We start from the raw sequence: 18196 nt of genomic DNA, 5'->3' as shown, positions 1-18196 counted from the left end.
CGTGTGGTCACCACGCCAGTGGGGATGTGCCGAGGGGGTGCGCGGGTAGCGGTCGCGGCGTGGGCTTGCCGTCGAACATGATGGGGATCACCGGTTCGTCGATACGGCCGAACGGGCCGTCGACTGTCGCCAGCTCGATTGACCTTGTGCCCCAGTCGATGTCGGAGTCGGCGCCCGACGGACCGAGAGATTGCACCCAGGTGCACACGCGCGCGAGTCGCACGCGCACCCTCCAAGAACCGCCCTCAGATTGTCGACGACGAAGCGCGGCAACGATTCCCGTCGCGCCGAGGTAAGCGGCCAGATAGTCGTTGAGGAGGTGTGTCGGGGGTAGCGTCGGAGGCCCGCCGCGCCCCTCTTCGAGGCTGAAACCGGTTGCTGAACAAGCAAGTTGATCAAATCCACCGCGATCTCCCCACGGTCCGTCGGAGCCCCAGCAGTGATATTCGACGACGATGATGCCCGGTCGCCGTCGTGCGAGGTGCTCGGCATCGAGGCCGTGGCGCTGCAGGCCGCGGTAGGCGTTCACCAAGACGTCGCCGTCGGCGATCAGATCGGTGAGTTCGGCCAACTGGTCTGGGTCGCGAACATCGCAGTAGGCGTTGTGTTTTCCGCCACCGGTGAGTGCTGGCATGGGGTGCGGGTCGACGAGGTCGGGCCGGGTGACGTGCACGACGTCGGCTCCGAAAGCGGCCAGCAGTTCGGTGCTCACCGGGCCGGCAATCACGTGAGTCATATCCACAACTCGAACGCCATTCAGCGGCGGCCATTCTCGTGGTGCGGTGAGGGATTCGGGGTCGGAGTCGTCGATGCGTTCCAGGTCGATGACCGGTCGTCGCGCGACGTCGATGCCCACCGGCGACGCGGCCCACTGTTCGGCGGTTCGTGCTGCGGCCGCAACGCCGCCCGCCGCAACCACGGCTTCTTCGAGGGCAACGGAATTCCATGTGAGAGCGGCCTGTGCAATGTGCTCCTTTGTCGGCGGGCAGTCCAGGACGGAGCAGACGGCGTCGCGTTGGTGCGGAAAGGTGGTGATCAAGAACGTCCAGCCGTCGGCAGTGCGATAGAAGTCGTTGCTGCGCAGTGCTGTCGGGTCTTCTGCGACCGATCCGGCTGATTGCCCGTTGATCGCGGTCAGGTATGCGGCACGCAATTGGTCGACGGCGTCGGAGACAGTCACGGACACTCCCGAGCTGTCACCCAGCGCTGAGATCTGAGCGCCGAACGCCGCGATCGCCGCTGCCGATGCGTCGCCGATTCGGTGGGGTGACGGCGTGATCGGGTCAGCGCCGGAGATGCGCGTCGGACCGACGTCGGTTCCGGTGAGCGCGGTCAGGCCGTCGACGATGTCGGAGACGCGCGGCGTGCTGGTTGGCATGTCTCCAATCTTCGCGTCGCGCTTGCACCGCCGGTGAGTTTCCGAATATACGTAAGATGTAGGCGGTGGGTGGACAACGCGCCGTCGTGCGAGCCGACCGGCTACTGGAAGAGGTCGCTCGTGCGTCGAAACCGTTGTCGCTGAGCGAGATTGCGCGTTCTGTTGACGCACCGGTGTCGTCGACGTCGGATCTGCTTGATGACCTGGTGTCGTGTGGATACCTGGTTCGATCCGACAGCAGGTACCGGCTGGGTCCGCGGCTGATGACGTTGCGGCTGATCGCGGCCCATGCCGATGCACCGCCGATCGACTCCGATGGGCTTGCGGCGCTGGCGGAGTACACAGGTCTACCGGTGGCGCTTGCGGTGCTCGTCGGCTCCGACGTCGTGTATCTCGGGAGCGTCGGCGAGGTGTCGGAGTATGCAGAAGCGGTGGTCGGGGAGTACCGTCCGCGACCACTTCTTCGTACGGCGGCCGGGCGTGCGTTCCTGGCTTTCGCCGACGACGGTGAGCGCGACCGGTTGTTGGCGATTCACGCCGGACCGGCCGACGCCGTTGGTTTCCGTCGTGAGGTCGCCGGGATTCGACGTCGCGGCCATGCGATCAGCGACGGGCTCGCCGATCCCGAGATCCGCGCCGCGGGTGTTCCGGTGTTCGAGCGCGGGCTGTTGGTCGGCGTCGTCGTGGTGGTCGGTCGTCGAACCCGCACCGGGCGGGCCGTGGACAAGGCCGCGCGGCGGGCGCGGGAATGGCTTGATGGAGGCGTTGCCGGCTAATGGGGCTCGCTAGATGTGTGTCTTACGTAAGGATGTGGGTGCTGCAGCACCCAACTCATTCGATTCGACACATATTTAGCTGCCCGTTGGCCGAGTTATCGGATGGTGAACACGTCTGAGCACTGCGAGGTGGCCGGTGTGGTCAGCAGTGCGCCCCGATTGGTCGGACGGAACTCGATGCGGACCCGGCCCGGGCCGGTGTTCACGCCCTCGAAGGTCTTCATCGTGCCACCGTCGGAGAGGCGCACACCGAGTTGGCCGCGCAACTGCCCGGTCTTGCCGGTGCCGAGGTTTCGCCAGCGGACGTCGATCAGGTTGGTATAGCCCCAGACCGACATGTTGGCGTCGATCCGGATGTCGGCGTAGCCGCTTCGGAGCGGATTTGATTGGGAGACAAAGATTCTCCCGGAGTAGGGCAGGTCGATCACGTTGGGACTGATGCCCGTACAGGGGGTGGTGGAGGTTTGGAATCCGCCGCCCGGACCGTTGTGAAAGATCGACGCCGAGGCGGTGCCTGCGGTGATCCCTGAGCCGATGATCGCGGTTGTCGCAGCCGCCGCGCCGAGCCTTCTGAGGTGTCCCATACTGGTCTGTCGGTATCGGGGCGGGGTGTGTTAGCCGATTGCGCGGATCCCTGGCATTTCGTTACCGACGAGCGCGACCATTGGCGCGGCTGGTGCCGAGTGGGTGCGGTAAATGTGTGTCTTACGTAAGGATGTGGGCGCTGCAGCACACACATCCTTCGATACGACACACATCTGGCTGCGTCGTCGGATGGTGAACAGGTCTGAGCACCAGTGAGCCCCGATTGTTCGGGCGGAATTCGACGCGGACGCGGGCGCGACCTTGACGCGGCTGCCCGCGTGAGCGCGGGGGAGGGCAAACTGAGGTGGTGACGGAATCGGTTTCGACGAGTAAACGGCGCTCGACAGCGAATGCGCGTCCGAGCAGTCGCGACGAAATTCGAGACGCATTCACTCGCCACGTGGCGGAGTCGGGATACGACGGCACCAATTTCGGATCCATCGCCGACGAATTGGGCATCAGCAAGGGCACCATCGTCCACCACTTCGGCACCAAGGAACGGCTGTTTGCCGACGCCCACGAGCGCTACATGGAGAAGCGGCTCGTCGAAGCGCAAGACATTGTCGGGCGCCTCGACGCCGTCGAGGAACGTCTGGCGGGTCTGGTCTGGGCGTTCACCATGTACCAGACCTACGGGCGAACGGAAACGGTCGCGTTCCAGCGTGAGATCGTGCGCTTCAACGACGCCCCGTCGATGCGACGATCCCGCGACCTACGCCACGAATACCGTGATCTCGTCAAGGCCATCCTCGACGAGGGGATGAGTACGGGGGTCTTCCACGACGGCAACTCGTCGATCCTGGCGCTGCAGATCTTTGGCGGTACGCAATGGATGTGGACGTGGTTCAACCCCGCCGGTTCGCAGTCCAACGACGACGTCGCCACCACGTATGTGCTGCTGATCCTCCGAGGCCTGATGTTGTCCAGCGAAGGCATCGATGCCTTGATCGATCCGGCCGGCCGAGTCCGTGCGGCGGTGTACGAGGTCCTCGACGGGGGCGCTACGCCCAGCTGAGAGCGGTTTTCCCATACCCGGAAAGCGGGGCGTCGAAGTCTCATTGCGACTATTGACTGTACGTACGGTCAGTGAGATAGTCGTCACACATCGGGCGGCCGATCGCCGGTGAGAGAGGGATCTACGATGAGCTACTTCGCTGACGCATCCGAGGTGTACGAGTATCTCGGTGGCGTGTTCAAGCAGGCTGATGGTGTCGACGGCGTCGGGTCAACACTGCGGGCGGCCAATATTGTTCTCCGACTGGACTATTCGGCGCCCGATGCGTCGATCACCGTTGTCCTGAAGGAGCCGGCCATCGCTGTCATCGAAGGCGACAGCGAGCTGACCCCGGATGTGCGCATGTCGATGTCCGCGGACAACGGCAACAAGTTCTGGCGCGGGGAGTACAACGTCGCAGTGGGACTCGCCAAGGGGCAGGTGAAGGCGAAGGGGCCGGTGTCGAAGATCCTCAAGCTCATCCCAGCGGCCAAGCCGGTGTTTCCGATCTATCGAGATCTGGTGTCGGTGAAGGACGCCGAGAACGCCTGACGGTTCTCGCGCGAGAGAGGAGCATTCGTGACCACATCGTTGCACTATCAGATGTACATCGACGGCGACTGGGTCGACTCGGCCGTCAGCACCGACGTGATCAACCCGGCGTCGGATGAGTTGGTGGCGACCGTCGCATTCGGCAACGCCGACGACGCTGACCGGGCAGTTGCTTCGGCATTGCGGGCACACCGTAATGGCGAATGGCGGAACACGCCTCCGGAGGAACGTGCGAAGGTGATGTCGCGGTGGGTCGAGATTCTCAACGAGCGCATGGACGATCTCGTCGATCTGCATATTGCCGAGAACGGGGTGACTCGACGACAGGCAATGGCATTCCATGTCGGCTACGCGATTTCTCATCTGCAGTACTTTGCCGATCTTGCGGCGAGTTACGAATTCACCCGCAGCGGGCCGATGCTCGGCTATCCGACCACCGCAGCAGGGATCGTTCGTCGGGAGCCGTTCGGGGTTGTCGCGGGCATCGTCCCGTGGAACTTCCCGATGCTGCTGGCGGTGTGGAAGTTCGGCCCCGCATTGGCGGCAGGCAACACGATCGTTCTGAAGCCGGATGAGAAGACGCCGTTGACTCTCCTCGAGATGGCTCGCGCGGCAGACGACGCGGGCATCCCCGCGGGCGTCTTCAACGTCGTGACCGGGCCGGGTGAGGTGGTCGGTGCGCGGTTGGCCGCTCATCCTGACGTCCGCAAGGTTGCCTTCACAGGCTCAACTGCGGTGGGCCGCACCATCACCGAGCTCTCGGCCGTGAACATCAAGAAGGTGACCCTCGAACTCGGCGGCAAGGGCGCAAACATCATTCTGCCCGACGCCGATCTGTCGCAAGCGGTTGACGCGGCTCTCTTCGCCTTCTGCCTCTACCAGGGACAGGCATGTGAATCAGGTACACGCCTGCTGCTGCCGGAATCGTTGCACGACGAATTCGTCGCACGGCTCGTCGAACGCGCGGCCGCCATTCGTGTAGGTGATCCAGACGACTTCGATACCGATATGGGACCGATCATCTCGGCCGAACAACGTCAGCGCATCGAGCACTACGTCGAACTGGGTACGAAGGAGGGCGCAACACTGGCTTTCGGTGGCGCGCGCCTGACCGGAGGCGAGTTCGATTCCGGAAACTGGTTCGGACCAACGATTTTCACCGACGTCGACAATTGGATGACGATCGCACAGGAGGAGATCTTCGGTCCCGTTCTCGTCGTCATCAAGTATCGAAGCGTGGCCGAAGCGGTCGCGATCGCCAACGACAGCGAGTACGGACTGTCTGCCGGGGTCTGGAGCGAGGATATCGACGCGGCTCTCGACGTCGCGGCACAGATCGAATCGGGCACGGTGTGGATCAACGACTGGCACATGGTCAATGCGTTGTATCCGTTCGGCGGTTACAAGCAGAGCGGCAACGGACGCGAGCTCGGACCGCATGCGCTCGACGAGTACACCGAGGAGAAGTTCGTCCACGTCGATCTCGCTCGTCGTATCGAGAACAAGGTGTACGACCTTGTCGTACCGAGGGAGGACTGAGGTGTCGACGACACGGAGCTCCGGTCGGATGCGTGCAGCAGTCTTCGCAGAAGTCGGTGATGAACCGTCCATCGAAGAGGTCTACCCGACCGATCTGGAGTCCGACGAGGTTCTCGTCTCCATTGCGGGCGTTGGCATCTGCCACACCGACCTCACGGCGATCAACGGAACTGTCCCGCTGCCAACCCCTTACGTTGTGGGACATGAAGGTGCGGGCGTGGTCGAGGCCGTCGGAAGCGCAGTGACCGAATTAGTGGTCGGCGATCACGTGGTACTCACTTTCGACCACTGCCGCGAGTGCGCCAGTTGTCGATCCGGACACCCGGCGTACTGCGAGCTGTTTGCCGCGCTCAACTACTTCGGTACCCGTCTCGACGGGACGCCGACACTGCATAGTGGCGAACGGGAAGTCCATGGAAGTTGGTTCGGACAATCCTCTTTCGCCACTCACGCTGTCGCCAGTACACGGAATGCGGTAAAGGTCGACGACCGACTGCCCATCGACATCCTTGGGCCACTGGGGTGTGGTTTGCTCACCGGTGCGGGCGCGGTGCTCAACGTGCACCGGCCCAGTGAAGGGCAGAGCATCGGCGTGTGGGGGATCGGGACGGTTGGTCTGTCGGCAGTCATGGCTGCCAAGGCTTCTGGATGTGATCCGATCATCGCCGTCGACCCGAATGCCGAACGCCTGGCGGTCGCACGGAAGCTCGGGGCAACGCATACGTTCGACCCGACGGTGGTCAGCGATCTCGTGTGGGAGATCCTGCAATTGGCGGGCGGGCTCGACTACACGATCGATGCGGTTGGGTCGGGAGTCGTTGTGCGCCAAGCTCTCGAGTCGCTGCGGTCGCCCGGCGCGTGTGCCACGCTCGGTCTGCAGAAGCTCGAGAACGAGATCACCGTCGATCAAGGACATCTGTTACTCGGACGCACGCTGACCGGTGTGATCGAGGGCGATGCGGACCCGCACCGATTCATCCCCGAGCTCATCGCGCTGTGGCAAGAGGGAAAGTTCCCATTCGACGAACTGATCACCACCTACGACTTCACCGACATCGCGAGCGCTTTGGCGGATTTTCGCACTGGAACTGCCATCAAACCTGTTCTGATTCCGGAGAATTCACGCTTGGAGGACACACCCGTATGACCTTTCAGAGCCCCACCCTGCGGCACGACGTCACCTCAAAGTCGACGTACGCGGCGTCGTCGAATGACGAAGTCACGCCGATAATCGGTGTCGTCGATCGCTGGGTTGCCGAAAAGCCCGATGATCTGGCGGTGATCGATGGCGATCGGCACTTCACTTGGAGTCGGTTCCGTGAGCGTATTGAGCGCAACGCCGCTGCTCAGGTAGCGTCCGGTGTTCGGCCGGGAGATCGAATTGCATTCTTGGACAAGAACTCTGTGGCGTGCGTCGAGACCACTCTCGCAGCGTCGTTGACCGGTGCCGCGAATGCGGTCATCAACTTTCGCCTGTCACCTGCGGAGGTGGCCTACATCATCAACGATGCGCAGGCCGCTATCGTCATCACGGGGCCGGAGTTCGTCGACACCATTGCGGCGATCCGGGACGAGCTCACCACGGTTGAGCGTGTCATCGTCAGCGGTGGCCCCGACGACGAGTACGAGCGCTGGTTGGATTGTGGGAGTGAATCTTTCGCGGCGGTACCTTTCGACCCCGATGTCGCTTTCCTGCAGCTATACACCTCTGGGACGACGGGGCACCCCAAGGGGGCGATGCTCACGCACCGCAGTCTGTCGGCGCACAGTCGTGCCGCGGTCACCGGATTTCGCTTCACGGAGGACTCGGTGAGCATGGTGGCCATGCCTCTGTTTCACGTCGGAGGGTCGTCGTGGGTGCTTGCGGGTATGTCGGTGGGCGCCCAGACGGTGATCGTGCGCGAGATGGTTCCCGGTGCCGTTCTCGACGAAATGGTCGAGCGCGCAGTGACTCACGCCTTTTTTGTGCCGGCGGTCTATGGGTTCTTTCTCGCGGATCGGCGTCTGCACAAGCGGGACTATTCGGCGGTGCGATGTCTGGGCTACGGCGGTTCGCCGATGCCACTGCCCACGATTCGTGCCTGTCTGGAAGCCTGGCCGGACGTCGATTTCTATCAGGTGTACGGGATGACAGAGATGTCGGGAGTGTTCAGTGTTCTCACTCCGGCTGATCATCGCGATGTGACGCATCCCGAGCGACTGGTCTCGGCGGGTCGGGTACTGCCTGGGAACATCATCAAAGTGGTTGATCCCGATGGTAATACGCTTCCGCCGAACACCGTGGGTGAACTCTGGACGAAGTCGCAGCAACACATGCTCGGATACTGGCGTAATCCGCAGGCGACCGCAGACACTCTGGTGGGCGAGTGGTTGCGTACAGGCGATGCCGGGCATATGGATCCCGACGGTTATCTCTTCATCTCTGACCGCGTCAAAGACATGATCATCACGGGCGGTGAGAACGTCTACCCCGTCGAGGTGGAGCGCGTCGTGATCGAACACGAGGCGGTCGCCGACGTTGCGGTGATCGGTGTTCCGGACGACAAGTGGGGCGAATCGGTGAAGGCAGTGGTTGTGCTGAACGCCGACGGCGCCGTCACCGAGGATGAGCTCATCGACTACTGCCGCGGTCGGCTGGCGGGCTACAAGATACCGAAGACCGTCGACTTCGTGAGCGCGTTGCCGCGAAACTCCACCGGCAAGATCCTGAAGCGGGAGATCCGCAAGGAGTACTGGGCGGGCCGCACACTGCATACGTGAGCCTCTGTGGCTCGACGGCGCGCAGTAAATGTGTGTCTTACGTGAGGATGTGGGCGCTGCAGCACACACATCCTTCGATTCGACACACGTTTGTGGATCGGGAGACGGTCGCGCGACCGCGGCGATCAGTGGGTGTATGCATCCGCGTCCGCGGCGCCGAGCAGCGTCACACGAATCGAGGCCGCCAATTGTGTTGGAAGATCGACTGATTCGTCGCCGGACACGGACACGGCAGCGCCCTGCTTTCTGGCGACGATGGTTGCGCCCGGTTCGATGCCCGCTTCAAGCAGACGTGTGATGGCGGATTCGTCGTTGAGCACATGCTCGGAGAACGCTTGCACCGATAGCCTGGCGGAGCCTGTGTCACGTACGGCCTCGGACAGTGGGAGGCCGGGTAGCAGGATCGGGCTATCGTGAAAGCCTAGTTGCCAGAGAGCGGGTATCGGATTTCCCCAGGCATCGGTGGTTGGGTACCGCAACAGGTGCATGAGTTGAGTTTCGGTGGCTTTGTCCATGGACAGCTCCCAGCCCGACGCAACTCGGTGAGCCTGTAAGCGAGGTAGGCCGACGACGTCGACGAGCATCCTCTCGGCAAGTCGGTGCCGCCTGGTCAACGCGACGCCGAGATCGCGCCCCGCCTTGGTGGGAACCACGAGCCGCTCGTCGGTAAAGTCGAGCAACCCCTGATCTCTCATTCTCCGAAGCATTTGGGCGACAGATGCTTTGCTGTTTCCTGTGCGTTCGGCGATGCGTGCGCGACGAACCTCCACGCGATCTTCCTCAAGGTCGAAGATGGTACGAAGGTAGTTTGCGACGGTCGCCGTAACCTGTGTTGTCATCAGCGAGCATGATGCCGGTGATGAGCTTAGGAGACCCTGAGTGCGCGCTGGAGAGTCCGGGCACGAGGTGCGGAATTGTTGGGGTCGTCGGACCCGGTGAGCCAAAGGAATGCGACAAGGATGGTCGCAAGGACGAGCGATCCGATGGCGACGACACCGTCGCCGAAACCCAGTCCGATCGGCTGCGGCTTGCCGAGCCAATCAGCCACCGACGCACCAAGCGGGCGGGTGAGCACGTACGCGGTCCAGAATGCGGCGACGGCGTTGAGGTGGAGGTACTTCCAGCCCACGCCTGGCACCACCATGAGACATGCGTAGAGCACGATCGAGCCGGCGAATCCCAATCCGAGGAAGAATGCGCTCCAGTCTCCCAACGCCGTCCCGAGCGCGAAGGTCAACAGGACTGTGCCCCAGTAGAAGATCTCTCTTCGTCGCGTGGTGATCTCATGGATGTTGAGCGTGTGTTCGGTTCGGTACCACAGTGTCATCCACAGCCCGAGAGCGATCGCGTAGCCAAGACTTGTTTCCGTTGTGGACAGTCCGACGACGTGCAGCCCGTCGGCAACGACCGTGCCGAACACTGCCACTCCCGCTACCGCGAACCAATAGGTGGGTGCGTGGTAGGCACGCGACCGGAGCTGCAGCCACAAGCTCATACCCATCCAGACGACGCCCACGACCACCGGAACCGCAAGACCGAATGTCGCCAGATAGTCCGACATCGCCTCTCCCATACCGGTTGTCACGATCTTGACAACCCAGAACATGACGCCGATCGCGGGCACCTTGATGGCCAGCTGCTCGTTCAGGCCGACACGAATTCGGCTCGGCGACTTCGCTTCGGTAGGCGCCACTGACGCCGAAGCGTCGTGAGAGGACTCCGACATAGAGATTCCTATCGTAGGTTTCCGGAAGTGGGGGTTTCCGGAAGGGAGACGCGCTTGCGCGTCGTCGCGAAAGCCGCTTGTACGAAGGGTGATTGAAGGACTCCACGTCCGCGTCAAATCACCGACGCCGCCAACAGTATTGAGGCCGCGGCACGGCTGCGAATCGGACTCAGCACCGGTTAAGAAACTCAGCGCCCGTTGAGATGGCCCGCGGCTTCGTCGAACGGCGACGGCAGATGAGCCGTGTACTAAATAGCCCTTGCGCTCAGCGTGACTCAGCATCTCCACAGGGCTGCTGATCAATAGTGACATCATGTCGAGCTACATTCGCGTGTCGGGCGGATTGGCGTTAGTTCTTGTCCTTGTGGTTGCGGGTGTTGCCCTGCGCATATCTGGCGGCGGCCCACTGCCCATTGACACAATGATTATGTCGGCGACGACAAGACTTCATACGCCTCACCGGACCTCGGTCGTCGACGTCGCGATGCAGGTTTTCAGCCCGTTTGCGGTTGCCGTCTGGACTGCTCTGGCGGCGATCATTCTGCTGGTGCGCGATGCGAGTGTCCTGCGCGCCGTCATGTTGGTTGCCACAGTCGCAAGCGCCGGGGCGCTGTGTGCGACGTTGAAAGTGCTGGTGGCGCGCCCGCGTCCGCCGGTCACAGACCAGGTGGGCGTATTGGAAACCACCTATTCGTTTCCCTCTGGCCACGTGGCTGGGACTGCTGCACTGGTGGTCGCCGCGGCGTCCCTCGTAGCACGGTCGGCGGGCGGTGGTGCTCGCACTGCGTTGTGGGTGTGCGCCGTCGTCGCGGTTGTGTTCGTCTGCGCAACGCGCCTGTATCTCGGTGTTCAGTGGATGTCAGATGTGGTCGCTGCTGTTGTTGTCGCCTGCGCTGCAACGCTACTCGTGCTCCCTATCGTTGAATTGGCAGTGGCGAAGTGGTCGTCCCGAAGACGCAGCGTCCTCGTCGTGGCGATCCTGTTGGTTCTCAGTGCCGTCGCGGTGATTTTGGCAGTCGACGGTGACGGCATGTCCGATGGAGCGTCCGCGGCGCGACAGGCAGGACACCTGGCTGGTGTATGGGCCACCGAGTATGCGGAGTGGTTTTCTGCCCACCACTGATCGGGGAGGCCGGTGGCACCCCACTTCTCCTCTGTCAGACAAGATCTCGGGAAACCATTTCGACAGTGACCAACGCGGCCACTGCACTCACGGCCAGCAACGAGATCAGGACGAAGAGTTGCATGATCGCCGCCGCAGTGGTTGAGGCTCCACCCAGAACCATCCCGACGAATGCGCCCGGGATGGTGACGAGGCCAACGGAGCGGGTCTGATCCAGTCCGGGAATCAATGCTGTTGCGGCGGTGGGTCTGATGATCTCCAGTCGGGCATCGCGAGACGAGAAGCCCAGTGACAGCGCGGCTTCGACCTCGCCGCGCCGAGTGCGGAGTTCATCGTGCGCACGTTTGCCGGCGATCGACGTCGTATTCATCGCACCTCCGAACATGATTCCGGCGGTCGGGATGATCGCGATGCCAGTGGCGGGTAGTACGCCCACAGCAACCAGTGTCACGACGATCAGGATGGTGCTGGCTGCTACCGGGACGAGGCACCGGATTGTCTTCCGCACGCTCGCACGGTGTGCTGCTGACACGCGACCTGCCGAGGTCGCCGCGGCGGTGATCGCCATGACGACCACGAACACTGCCGATGCCCACAGGGCGTGGATGACTAGCGCCAATACTGCTGCCAGAGCAGCTAACTGGCAGACTGCGCGGATCGCGGCCCGTGCGGTCGCAGCGGCGAGTGCGCGATCGTTGTATCGGTTGACGGCGATCGCGATCACGGCGAGCACTGCGATGGAGACTGCCAGGGCTGGACCGAGATGGACGACGGTGTGGTCAGCTTTCACGAGCGGCTCCGTCTGCCGACTCGGGACGACCGACACACATGTGGGGCATCCTTGCTGGTAGAAGCTTAGGGGACGCTGAGTAGCGCCACTATGGATACATACGGCCGACTAGGCTTCGGAAGGTGTATCAGCGTGCAAGGACGATTCTTGGCCGACTTGTCGCCTGGACTCGTCCCGTACGCATGCGGCTCACGCTTCTCGCGACCGGTCTCGTCGCATGCGCGTTGGCAATCGCCGCGGTGATCATGGTCGAAGCACTACATCACGTGTTGCTGCGGAGTGCTGATGCCGCCACATTCGCGCGCGCAGAGCAGATAGCGAGCTCGTTGTCGGCTGAAGGTGTCGGGGGTATCGACCAGGCGCTGCTCGCGAGCGGTCAGAACATTGCGGTCGTACAGATCACCGACGAGTCGGGTGCTCTGAGGTTGGTCAACAAACCCGTCTACTCGCGACCGATGTCGCCTCCGTTGGCCGCCGGGCAGCGGTTGACGATTCACGGCGCGCACGCCACCGACACCGAGCAGGAATTCCAGGCGAGCGCCTACGGGGTCAAGACGCCGGAAGGCGTCTTCACCATCCAGGTCGGCGCGGAAGAGGCGCCCATCAATGCCACCGTTGTCGCGCTCGGGATACTGTGCTCCATCGTCTTTCCATTCGTCGTTGTCGGAATGGCCTTCCTCACTTACGTTTTCGTGGGGCGCGCACTTCGTCCCGTCGACGATATCCGCGCACGCGTCGAGGAGATCTCGGGTGGTGACCTCACCCAACGGGTCCCGGTACCCGCTACGGGCGACGAGGTGTCTGCGCTGGCCGTGACCATGAATGAGATGCTCGCCCGTATCGAGGTGTCACGAACGCAGCAACTGCAGTTCGTCAACGATGCGTCGCATGAGCTGAACAGTCCACTGACCACACTTGTTGGGCTGCTGGATCTTTCGAGTGTCAAACGCCAGCCCATCGATCCGGACACGGTCGATTCCGTGATGCTCCCCGATGCTCTGCGCCTTCAACAGATGGTTGCCGATCTCCTGCTTCTTGCCCGCGCCGATGAAAGTGGAGTGCCACTACTTCTCGATGACGTCGATCTCGACGAGATCGTCAGTGCAGAAGTCACCCGACTCGACGCGGTGACCGATCACGTCGTCGACGCTCGAATCGTTGCCGCTCGGGTTCGCGGCGACGCAGACAAGCTCGCACGCGCGCTACGCAACATCGCCGACAATGCTGCGCGTCATGCCGCGAGTCGTCTGTCGGTGACGATGTCGAGAGACGTCGCGGATCACACAGTCACGATCACGGTTGCCGACGACGGTGACGGTATCCCTGACGACGACAAAGCCCGTGTCACAGAGCGGTTCGTGCGCCTCGACGCCTCGCGGCAGCGCGGATCGGGCGGTTCGGGTCTCGGACTGGCTATTGTCTCGGAGATCGTCCGCGCCCACGGTGGGACCGTGGTGATCACCGACGCCGATGGTGGGGGAGCAGCCGTCGGCTTTCGGCTGAGCGTCGAGCAGGCCTTGGACTAGCCCGTACGCGCCTAGCCGCCTCCGTCGGCCGCCAGGCGATATCCGACGCCGCGCACAGTCTGAATTGCCTTGCACCCGAACGGGGTATCGATTCTCTTGCGGAGATAGCTTACGTAGACCTCGACGACATTCTCGTCGCCGCGATAGTTCACGTCCCAGACGGAGTCGAGGATCTCTGCTCGGGTGACCACCTCACCTTTGTGGCGCATCAGGAACTCCAGCATGCTGAATTCCCTTGGCGTCAGGGTGAGTTCGGTCTCGCCACGGGACGCGACGTGGGCTGCCGGGTCGAGCGACAGGGTGCCTGCGGTGAGCACTGCTGGTCGCTCGGGTGCGCCACGGCGGGCAAGTGCGCGCATGCGCGCGATCAACACGATGAACGAGAACGGCTTGGTCAGATAGTCGTCGGCGCCGAAATCGAAGGCGTCGGCCTGGTCGTACTCGCCGTCCTTGGCCGTCAGCATCAACACCGGTGTCCACACCTGAGAACGCCGTAGCGAGCGCACGACCTCATATCCATTGAGGCCCGGCATCATGATGTCGAGCACGATCACATCGAAGCGCTCGGAGGCGGCCTTCTCCAGGCCGAGCGCACCGTCGTGCACGACGTCGACCACCCAGCCCTCGGCCACCATCATCCTGCGGACCGTCTCGGCGACGTTACGGTCGTCGTCGACTACAAGGATGCGCACGCCACATTCACCGCCCTCTTCTTCGAACACAGTGTGCGCGATCGCCGCTGTGGAGACGCTGAGTGGCCCCGTGTGGGCCGAGGGGGCGGTAGATGTGTGTCTTACATAAAGATGTGGGCGCTGCAGCACCCACATCCTTCGATTCGACACACATTTGTCGGCCGGGGGCGCCGCCGCGAGCCATCGACAGTGACTTAAGTCACAAAACTACCAAACCTGAGCGGAATGGACTCAACTCTACTCGCGTTGAACAACTCGAGTGGCCATAATTGAGCCACAGAGACTTAAGAACGCACACGTAGAGAAAGAGGTACCACGAAGTGGACAGCTTCACCCCGACCACCAAGACACAGCAGGCGTTGAGCGCTGCCGTGCAGGCGGCGGCCGCTGCTGGTAACCCCGACGTACGTCCCGCCCACATCCTGGTGGCTTTGCTCGACCAGTCCGATGGGATCGCATCGCCGCTGCTCAAGGCGGTCGGAGTGAATCCGTCGACTATTCGCGCACAGGCGCAGGCGATGGTCGATCGGGCGCCGACGGTGTCGAGTGCCAGCGCTCAGCCGCAACTCTCCCGCGAGTCGATCGCGGCGGTCACGGCCGCCCAGCAGCTCGCGACCGAACTGAACGACGAATATGTCTCCACCGAGCACCTCGTCGTCGGATTGGCGACCGGTGATTCCGACGTCGCCAAGCTGTTGCATGACAACGGCGCAACCCCGCAGGCGCTGCAGGAGGCGTTCGTCGCTGTCCGTGGCACGGCGCGCGTGACATCCGAAGACCCCGAATCCACCTATCAGGCGCTGGAGAAGTACTCGACCGACCTGACCGCGGCTGCCCGTGAGGGCAAGCTCGACCCGGTCATCGGGCGCGACTCCGAGATCCGTCGTGTGGTGCAGGTGCTCAGTCGTCGTACCAAGAACAACCCGGTGTTGATCGGTGAGCCAGGTGTCGGCAAGACCGCCATCGTCGAGGGGCTCGCTCAGCGCATCGTCGAAGGCGACGTGCCGGAGTCGTTGCGCAACAAGACCGTTGTCTCGTTGGACCTCGGATCGATGGTCGCGGGCGCCAAGTACCGCGGCGAGTTCGAGGAGCGGTTGAAGGCCGTGCTCGACGAGATCAAGGGATCGGCCGGACAGGTCATCACCTTCATCGACGAGCTGCACACCATCGTAGGTGCCGGTGCCACAGGCGATTCCGCCATGGATGCGGGCAACATGATCAAGCCGATGCTTGCTCGTGGTGAGCTGCGACTCGTCGGTGCCACGACCTTGGAGGAGTACCGCAAGTACATCGAGAAGGACGCCGCACTGGAACGTCGTTTCCAGCAGGTGTACGTCGGCGAGCCGAGCGTCGAAGACGCAATCGGTATCCTGCGTGGCCTGAAGGAACGGTACGAGGTGCACCACGGTGTGCGCATCACCGACTCCGCATTGGTCGCTGCCGCAACACTTTCCGATCGCTACATCACCTCGCGCTTCCTGCCCGACAAGGCCATCGACCTCGTCGACGAGGCGGCGTCGCGCCTGCGAATGGAGATCGACTCGCGCCCCGTCGAGATCGACGAGGTCGAGCGTGTAGTCCGACGCCTCGAGGTCGAAGAGGTCGCGCTCGAAAAGGAGCACGACGAAGCGTCGAAGCAACGTCTGGAAAAGCTGCGTCAGGAACTGGCCGATCAAAAGGAGAAGCTCAACGAGCTCTCCGCGCGCTGGCAGTCGGAGAAGACCGCCATCGACGCCGTTCGCGACACCAAAGAAGAGCTGGAACGCCTTCGCGGAGAAGCGGATCGCGCTGAGCGTGACGGTGATCTCGGCCGCGCCGCCGAGCTGCGCTACGGCAAGATTCCGGGCTTGGAGAAGGAGTTGGAGGCCGCGATCGAGAAGACCGGCACCGACCCTGACGAAGACGTGATGCTGCAGGAGGAGGTCGGCCCCGACGACGTCGCACAGGTCGTGTCGGCGTGGACGGGCATCCCCGCGGGCAAGATGCTCGAGGGTGAGACCGCCAAGCTGCTGCGCATGGAAGACGAACTGGGACAACGCGTCATCGGTCAGAAAGACGCTGTCGTCGCGGTCTCCGACGCCGTGCGGCGTGCACGCGCAGGCGTCGCCGATCCGAACCGGCCGCTGGGATCGTTCCTGTTCCTCGGACCGACGGGTGTCGGCAAGACCGAGCTGGCCAAGGCGCTGGCGGAGTTCTTGTTCGACGACGAGCGCGCGATGGTGCGCATCGACATGAGTGAGTACGGCGAAAAGCACGCCGTCGCAAGGCTTGTCGGTGCACCTCCCGGCTACGTCGGCTACGAGCAGGGCGGTCAGTTGACCGAGGCTGTGCGGCGTCGTCCGTACACGGTGGTCCTCTTCGACGAGGTCGAGAAGGCTCATCCCGACGTCTTCGACATCCTGCTGCAGGTTCTCGACGAAGGACGCCTGACCGACGGTCAGGGCCGCACCGTGGACTTCCGCAACACCATCCTCATCCTGACGTCGAACCTCGGTTCCGGCGGCGACAAGGACCAGGTGATGGCGGCAGTGCGCGCGGCCTTCAAGCCGGAGTTCATCAACCGACTCGACGACGTCGTGATCTTCGACGCGCTGAGCCCGGAGGAACTGGTGTCGATCGTCGACATCCAACTCGGCCAACTGCAGAAGCGGCTCGCACAGCGTCGCCTCGAGTTGCAGGTCACGCCCAAGGCCAAGGAATGGCTCGCCGAGCGGGGATTCGATCCGCTCTACGGTGCGCGTCCGCTGCGTCGCCTGGTGCAACAGGCCATCGGCGACAAGCTCGCCAAGGCGTTGCTCGCCGGTGACGTCCGCGACGGCGACGTCGTGCCGGTCAACGTGAGCGCCGACGGCGACGGGTTGGTTCTGGACTGACCGCCACAGGATTGACACGCCAGCAGCACTGACACGCCCACACGGCTGACACGCCGACAGGCCAGAAAGGTCCCGACCCATTCTTGGGTCGGGACCTTTCTTTTGTGAGGGGGCCTTGCGGTTTGGGGACTCTGTGCGCGTGCAGGTGCTCAGGCGGCAGGAACCGCCGCGATGTGCGGCTCGAGACGCTTGAGGGCCTGCCGGATGCGTGACTTCGCGGTGGGTAGCGCGACGCCGAGTTCGTCGGCCACCTCGCGGTAGGTCATACCGCGGAAGTAGGCGAGCTCGATGGCTTCGCGCTGCAGTTCGGTCAGCCGTGAGAGCAGGGATCGCACCTCGCGAACGGTTTCGCGACGCTCAGCCGATTCGCTGACGACGTCGTGTTCGATCCGTGTGGACTGTTCGGCTGTGCTGTAGACGTGAAGTCGACGCTTTGCCGCGGTCTCCGAGCGAACCCGGTCGACGGCTCGTCGGTGCGCGAGCGTCATCAGCCACCCGAGCGGCGAACCCGACTCCGGGTCGAAAGTGTGCGCCGACCGCCACACCGTGAGGAAGACCTCCTGCGTGGTTTCCTCGCTGAGGCCGCGATCGCGCACGATCCGCAGAACCATGCCGTAGACACGGTGACTGGTTTCGTCGTAGAAGGCGGCGAAGGCGTGCGCGTCTCCCTCGGCGATGCGGGAGAGCAGTGCAGACAGGCGTCCCGTTGAATCACTCATGTCGAGCTCCTGTTGTCGTAGTGCGCAGCGCCGACTTCTCGACGTGGGCTAAACGCTAGGTCTTCGGAGGCGAAGACCGTCAGGGGCAACGGCGGATTGCGACGAACTCGAAACCGAGGGCACTCGCGGTCACGAAGTAATAACGCGACGGGACGTTATAGGT

At 63.1% G+C, this 18196-nt stretch carries 16 protein-coding genes; 9 read left to right on the top strand and 7 right to left on the bottom strand.

Going from position 1 to position 18196, the window contains the following annotated elements; genetic code table 11:
- Positions 1-7 precede the first annotated feature (7 nt).
- Entirely contained in the window at positions 8-1378 is a 1371-nt protein-coding gene (locus ABW18_RS16355; protein WP_049700024.1) for a CoA transferase, read from the bottom strand.
- A 65-nt stretch (positions 1379-1443) separates the two neighbouring features.
- Here ABW18_RS16355 and ABW18_RS16350 point away from each other — a divergent pair, with 65 nt between their 5' ends.
- Positions 1444-2154, top strand: coding sequence for an IclR family transcriptional regulator (locus ABW18_RS16350; RefSeq protein ID WP_049700023.1), 711 nt, complete (start codon positions 1444-1446; stop codon positions 2152-2154).
- 95 nt (positions 2155-2249) lie between these two features.
- Here the strand turns inward: ABW18_RS16350 and ABW18_RS16345 are convergent, their stop codons facing one another.
- A complete protein-coding gene (locus tag ABW18_RS16345; RefSeq protein WP_049700022.1) occupies positions 2250-2738 on the bottom strand; it encodes a hypothetical protein in 489 nt (162 codons plus the stop codon).
- Positions 2739-3139: 401 nt separating this feature from the next.
- Here ABW18_RS16345 and ABW18_RS16340 point away from each other — a divergent pair, with 401 nt between their 5' ends.
- The 5 genes from ABW18_RS16340 (at position 3140) to ABW18_RS16320 (ending at position 8584) form a co-directional block, all read left to right on the top strand.
- Positions 3140-3754, top strand: coding sequence for a TetR/AcrR family transcriptional regulator (locus ABW18_RS16340; RefSeq protein ID WP_235434417.1), 615 nt, complete (start codon positions 3140-3142; stop codon positions 3752-3754).
- 126 nt (positions 3755-3880) lie between these two features.
- Entirely contained in the window at positions 3881-4285 is a 405-nt protein-coding gene (locus ABW18_RS16335; protein ID WP_049700021.1) for an SCP2 sterol-binding domain-containing protein, read from the top strand.
- Between the two features lie 27 nt (positions 4286-4312).
- A complete protein-coding gene (locus tag ABW18_RS16330) occupies positions 4313-5824 on the top strand; it encodes an aldehyde dehydrogenase family protein (protein WP_049700020.1) in 1512 nt (503 codons plus the stop codon).
- 28 nt (positions 5825-5852) lie between these two features.
- Positions 5853-6971 (top strand): NAD(P)-dependent alcohol dehydrogenase, encoded by a 1119-nt coding sequence (locus ABW18_RS16325; protein ID WP_049700019.1) that lies wholly within the window; start codon positions 5853-5855, stop codon positions 6969-6971.
- Positions 6968-8584, top strand: a complete 1617-nt coding sequence (locus ABW18_RS16320; RefSeq protein ID WP_083444434.1) for a long-chain-fatty-acid--CoA ligase — start codon at positions 6968-6970, stop codon at positions 8582-8584. The genes ABW18_RS16325 and ABW18_RS16320 overlap by 4 nt, the downstream gene beginning before the upstream one ends.
- Positions 8585-8709: 125 nt before the next feature.
- Here the strand turns inward: ABW18_RS16320 and ABW18_RS16315 are convergent, their stop codons facing one another.
- Complete coding sequence (locus tag ABW18_RS16315; protein ID WP_049700018.1) at positions 8710-9423, bottom strand: metal-dependent transcriptional regulator; 714 nt, start codon at positions 9421-9423, stop codon at positions 8710-8712.
- A 26-nt stretch (positions 9424-9449) separates the two neighbouring features.
- Positions 9450-10310 (bottom strand): COG4705 family protein, encoded by an 861-nt coding sequence (locus ABW18_RS16310; protein ID WP_083444433.1) that lies wholly within the window; start codon positions 10308-10310, stop codon positions 9450-9452.
- Between the two features lie 313 nt (positions 10311-10623).
- Here ABW18_RS16310 and ABW18_RS16305 point away from each other — a divergent pair, with 313 nt between their 5' ends.
- Positions 10624-11433 (top strand): phosphatase PAP2 family protein, encoded by an 810-nt coding sequence (locus tag ABW18_RS16305; RefSeq protein ID WP_083444432.1) that lies wholly within the window; start codon positions 10624-10626, stop codon positions 11431-11433.
- Positions 11434-11467: 34 nt separating this feature from the next.
- On the opposite strand, the gene ABW18_RS16300 is transcribed toward ABW18_RS16305, so the two are convergent.
- The gene (locus tag ABW18_RS16300) at positions 11468-12223 is read right to left on the bottom strand and encodes an ABC transporter permease (protein WP_049700120.1); all 756 of its coding nucleotides are present in this window, start codon (positions 12221-12223) and stop codon (positions 11468-11470) included.
- A 182-nt stretch (positions 12224-12405) separates the two neighbouring features.
- On the opposite strand from ABW18_RS16300, the gene ABW18_RS16295 reads away from it, so the two are divergent.
- Positions 12406-13749, top strand: coding sequence for an ATP-binding protein (locus ABW18_RS16295; RefSeq protein WP_049700015.1), 1344 nt, complete (start codon positions 12406-12408; stop codon positions 13747-13749).
- 11 nt (positions 13750-13760) lie between these two features.
- Here the strand turns inward: ABW18_RS16295 and ABW18_RS16290 are convergent, their stop codons facing one another.
- On the bottom strand, positions 13761-14441 hold the full coding sequence (locus tag ABW18_RS16290; RefSeq protein WP_049700014.1) for a response regulator transcription factor: 681 nt from the start codon (positions 14439-14441) through the stop codon (positions 13761-13763).
- 320 nt (positions 14442-14761) lie between these two features.
- On the opposite strand from ABW18_RS16290, the gene clpB reads away from it, so the two are divergent.
- A complete protein-coding gene (clpB, locus tag ABW18_RS16285; RefSeq protein WP_049700013.1) occupies positions 14762-17314 on the top strand; it encodes an ATP-dependent chaperone ClpB in 2553 nt (850 codons plus the stop codon).
- Between the two features lie 149 nt (positions 17315-17463).
- On the opposite strand, the gene sigK is transcribed toward clpB, so the two are convergent.
- Positions 17464-18033 carry an ECF RNA polymerase sigma factor SigK gene (gene sigK, locus ABW18_RS16280; protein WP_049700012.1) on the bottom strand — a complete coding sequence of 190 codons (570 nt, stop codon included), beginning with the start codon at positions 18031-18033 and terminating at the stop codon, positions 17464-17466.
- Between the last annotated feature and the right edge of the window lie 163 nt (positions 18034-18196).

This window comes from Gordonia jacobaea, from assembly GCF_001186365.1.
Classification (GTDB): Bacteria; Actinomycetota; Actinomycetes; order Mycobacteriales; family Mycobacteriaceae; genus Gordonia; species Gordonia jacobaea.
Note: the sequence above shows the minus strand (reverse complement) of the source record. Positions and strands in the feature narration are given on the sequence as shown.